Below are 4,653 nucleotides of genomic sequence, written 5' to 3'. Positions count from 1 at the left end.
TGTACGCTTTTTAAATACATTGATCATATGTCAAACTTTCTAAATAATGTTGCAAAAACACTAGAATTAAGTGAAAATGAGGTAAGTGAACGATTTGTAACATATGTCAGTCAACTTTACAACATAGTGTTATTTATTTACGCTTCATTTTGTGCATAAAAATACCAAAGTTAAGTTTTTAAGTGCGCAAACCTTTGTAATATTAGATAAAAGGATAAAATCACGATGATAAAATATATGAAATGGATGACTTCTGTTTTACTGGTTGCAATTAGTTTTGCAACGATTTTGTGGACGCATACGAGTATTGCAAATACGAGTACCCAGACAAATATAACAATTGATCATGTTTCAGGCACGACTTCTGTTCCCACTTCTCCGCAAAAGGTTGTTGTGTTTGATCTTGCCTCGCTAGATAATATGAATCGCCTTGGTATCCAAGCAGTTATCGGCGTTCCTGAAGGAAAAAAACCTTCCTATCTGCAACAATTTGACGATGCAAAATATGAAAGAATAGGGACCGTTTTTGAGCCCGATTATGAAAAAATTGCCACTCTTCAACCCAATTTGATTATTATTTCCTCCAGAACCCAAGCAAAATATAAAGACTTATCCAAAATAGCTCCAACAATTGATCTAACAGTAGAAAATGAAAATTCTCTTGAAGATATTAAACGAAATGTGTCTATCCTTGGAAAAATTTTTGGCAAAACACAAGAAGCAGAAAAGGAAATTGCAAAACTCAATGAAGCTTTTGCTGAAGTCCATAAAAATACCCAAGGAAAAGGCACCGGGCTCATACTCATGACCTCTGGTGGAAAAATCAGTGCTTTCGGACCAAAATCACGTTTCGATATTTTTCACTCCGCTTTTGGAATTGCCCCTGCAACCGATAAACTTACCGTGCAAAAACATGGACAACTCATTTCTCCTGAATTCATTCTTGAAACCAATCCTGATTGGTTGTTAGTGATTGATCGCGATGCAGCCATTGGGCGGGAAGGACAATCCGCAGCACAATTGCTCAACAATGAGCTTGTTCACCGCACAACAGCAAGCAAACAAAACCAAATTATTTATTTGGACTCTTGGAGCTGGTATCGTGCAAATGGTGGTTTAACGGCACTCATTGAAACAGCACAGCAGATCAATGAAGCCTTTACAAAGAGCAAATAAGCGCACGAAAGAGCTTGCTTGCTATATAAATAAAATTTAAAAGCAGAGGTTGTTTATAAAATAACCTTTGTTTTTTTATTAAATTTTGTTAGAAAATGATTTAACGTGAAGAATTACTGGATAACCATAACACTTCTAATTTTCCTGTCTATCCTCAGCATTTTTGTTGGTTATTCTGATGTCTCACCTTCTAACCTTTTCGCAGCCGATCCCCATGCGTGGCTTATTTTTTGGCAAACGCGTCTTCCTCGTACCATTGCAATCATTTTAGTAGGCGCAGCACTTGCACTTTCAGGTATGATTATGCAACTATTAACACGCAATCGCTTTGTCGAGCCATCAACCGTCGGAACCGTTGAATCTGCTTCCCTTGGCATTCTTTTTATTATGATTTTTTTGCCCGATGTTCCTGTTTTAGGAAAAATGGTCGTTGCGACAATCTTTGCCATGGCAGGCACTTTACTTTTTATGTTTTTATTGCAACGCATTCCTCTAAAATCTGCTCTCATTGTCCCCCTTACAGGGATTATGCTAAGTTATATTATTGGCTCTTTAACCAATGCCATTGCAGATTATGAAATGTTACTTCCTTCTCTTCAAGCTTACTTATTTGGCAGTTTTGCGATGGTTCTTGAAGGAAAATATGAGCTTTTATGGTTATCCCTTCCCCTTTGTATTCTGGCCTATTGTACGGCTGATCGCTTTACGGTTGCAAGTTTGGGAGAAGATTTAACCAATAACCTTGGATTGAATTATCGTGTTGTCATGTTTTTTGGCCTTTTTATTGTCGCCTCAATTACCGCTGTTGTCGTCTGTACCATTGGCCGTATTCCTTTTGTTGGGTTGATTATTCCAAATATTGTTTCAAGTTTCATGGGAGATAATATGCGCTATACCGCTCCTTGGGTAGCAATCAGCGGCGCAGGATTGGTCTTGATTTGTGATCTTTTAGGACGAATCATTCAACCTTCTTTTGAAATTCCCATCAGTACCATGATGGGCGTGATCGGTAGTTTTATTTTTATAATACTCCTTTTACGCTGGAGAAAGCATCTTGGATAGAAAAAAAACAACAATATGTGTATTAACGACGCTTATCATCATGGCATGTACTGTCATTAGTCTTTACATGGCGTGGAATATCAATGTTTATACATGGACATTTCGCCTTACAAAACTTATCTCTCTGCTCCTTATTGCCTATGCAATAAGCGTTTCTACGGTTTTGTTTCAAACAATTGTTAACAATCGTCTTCTTACCCCTTCACTTATGGGATTTGATCAGCTTTATATTTTAATAAAGACTATCCTGCTGTATTTTGTAGGCTCTCTTTCTTTGCCCTTTTTGAATGAAGAAGGGCAGCTCATTCTCGAAGCCCTCATTCTCATTATCTTTTCAACAAGTCTTTTTCGCTGGCTCTTTTCAGGAAGCTTAAAAGGGCTTCACTTGACGCTTTTAATTGGTGTTGTTTTAGGCGGCTTTTTTTTCAGTTTACGCATGTTTATGCAATTGCAATTAAATCCAGACCAAATGATGAATTTAACGGACATCATGTTTGCAAATTTTAATAAATTCAATACGTCATTAATAAGCTTTGCCACAATCATTGTCTTCATTGTAAGTTTGATTGGATGGCGTTCACGTCATCTTCTTGATATTTTGGCTTTGGGACGTGAAAATGCTCTCAATCTTGGCGTTAATTACCACAAAAGTGCGACAGCTGTCCTTATTTTTGTTTCCATTCTTGTATCCATTTCCACCGCATTGGTAGGCCCCGTCACTTTTTTTGGACTGTTAGTTGCCAATCTTTCCTATGAACTTTCTCCTCAAACAAAACACAGTGTTGTTGTCCCTATTGCAATATTATTAGCGATTATTTGTTTGGTGGGGGGACAATTTATTTTAGAGCAAATTTTTCATATGGCAGGGCGTTTAAGTTTTATCATTGAGTTTTGTGGAGGTATTGTCTTCTTAATGTTATTGATGAAGGGAAAATTAAAATGATTGAGATCAATCATCTTTCCAAGGCGTACGGAGCACGATTGATTATCGATAATTTATGCCTTCATCTTCCAAAAGGGGGGATTATTTCTCTCATTGGGCCCAATGGTTCGGGAAAATCAACTCTTTTAATGCTGATAAGACGTCTTTTACCGCACCATCAAGGGACAATTAACATTGACGGCTTTGATATTGATAAAATTCCTCACGATATTTTGGCTCAAAAACTCTCAATTTTACGTCAAGATAATCCTTTATCCTTCCGTTTAACCGTGTATGATTTAGTAAGTTTTGGGCGCTATCCTTATTCAAAAGGCTGGTATACACATGAAGATAAACAATTTATCGACAGTGCACTACGATATCTGGACTTACAAGATTTACAAGACCGTTTTTTAGATGAACTTTCTGGCGGTCAGCGTCAACGCGCTTTTATAGCAATGGTTATCTGCCAAGACACTGATTATCTTCTCTTAGATGAGCCATTAAACAATCTGGATATGAAACATGCCGTTTCTATGATGAAGCAATTACGCCGCACAGCTGATGAACTGAAAAAAACCATTCTTATTGTTATGCACGATATTAATTTTGCCTCATCTTACTCAGATATGATTGTTGCACTGAAAAATGGGAAAGCAGCCTATTGTGGGACTCCAAAAGAAATCATGCAACCAAAAATTCTTAAAGACATTTATGATGTCGATATTCAAATCAAAACAATTAATGACATCCCTATCGCTCTTTATTATCGATAATCATAAAATTTTTTTCGCTTACATGCACCGTAGAATCTGCTAGGGATAGTAAAATTGGCTTATTGGGGAATAGTTTAATGGTATAACAGCTGACTTTGACTTCGTCAATCTTGGTTCGAATCCAAGTTCCCCAGCCCGTATTTAATGATTGTAGCTTGTCATCGGGTTTTGTATAATTTGAAAGTAGATTTTGCATCAATTTATTTTTTTCAAAGGATCTTCAAAAACTTTCAAGGGTTATTTAAAATCCCTTTAATGCATATTTTCTCTTCCTCTAAAAATTGCAATTTGAGATGATAAGCTCTTGAGCCGGTGCGGATTCTTTGAACCACATGTATAAGATGTGCCAACCCCTTTTATCTTAAATTGGCTAAAGATTTTTCGGATCTGAAGCACATAATTGAGAGAGAAGAAACTTTCCCTTTAATTGCACAAGCAAAGCAAACATCGTCTGGTAATCCTCTCGCAAATAAATCCTTTCCATAATAATACACGTATATCTGTCTCTGTTTATGGGAAAGCCTTATCTAATAGCTATAAACCTATCTAAAGAGAGAATTCAAAAAAGAAAGCCGAGCCAAATGACATGACGCGGCTTTCAGATATTGATTATAAGATTCAAATGAATCATCCACAATGGAGTAATGAATGCATATATACAAAACGTATCATATTGCAAGGGCTCTATTTAGAAATATGAAAACTTATCAAAAGAAA

At 36.6% G+C, this 4,653-nt stretch carries 4 protein-coding genes, 1 tRNA gene and 1 pseudogene; 5 read left to right on the top strand and 1 reads right to left on the bottom strand.

The window, feature by feature from the left end; genetic code table 11:
- Window positions 1-225: 225 nt before the first annotated feature.
- The 5 genes from ACFIO3_RS09090 to ACFIO3_RS09070 all read left to right on the top strand — a co-directional run bounded on the left by ACFIO3_RS09090 (window position 226) and on the right by ACFIO3_RS09070 (window position 4,070).
- Entirely contained in the window at window positions 226-1,176 is a 951-nt protein-coding gene (locus tag ACFIO3_RS09090) for a siderophore ABC transporter substrate-binding protein (RefSeq protein WP_375607403.1), read from the top strand.
- Between the two features lie 105 nt (window positions 1,177-1,281).
- Window positions 1,282-2,238 carry an ABC transporter permease gene (locus tag ACFIO3_RS09085; protein ID WP_375607824.1) on the top strand — a complete coding sequence of 319 codons (957 nt, stop codon included), beginning with the start codon at window positions 1,282-1,284 and terminating at the stop codon, window positions 2,236-2,238.
- Window positions 2,231-3,181, top strand: a complete 951-nt coding sequence (locus tag ACFIO3_RS09080; protein WP_375607825.1) for an iron chelate uptake ABC transporter family permease subunit — start codon at window positions 2,231-2,233, stop codon at window positions 3,179-3,181. Before ACFIO3_RS09085 ends, ACFIO3_RS09080 begins: the two co-directional genes overlap by 8 nt.
- Complete coding sequence (locus ACFIO3_RS09075) at window positions 3,178-3,936, top strand: ABC transporter ATP-binding protein (RefSeq protein ID WP_375609619.1); 759 nt, start codon at window positions 3,178-3,180, stop codon at window positions 3,934-3,936. Before ACFIO3_RS09080 ends, ACFIO3_RS09075 begins: the two co-directional genes overlap by 4 nt.
- A gap of 63 nt (window positions 3,937-3,999) precedes the next feature.
- Window positions 4,000-4,070 (top strand) — tRNA-Gln (locus tag ACFIO3_RS09070).
- 140 nt (window positions 4,071-4,210) lie between these two features.
- On the opposite strand, the pseudogene ACFIO3_RS09065 reads toward ACFIO3_RS09070, so the two are convergent.
- Window positions 4,211-4,421, bottom strand: a pseudogene (locus tag ACFIO3_RS09065) (DNA adenine methylase); the annotation flags it as partial.
- Window positions 4,422-4,653: the final 232 nt, after the last annotated feature.

The sequence above is a fragment of the Bartonella sp. AD328YNZD genome (assembly GCF_042196425.1).
This window is presented reverse-complemented; position numbering and strand designations above follow the sequence as displayed.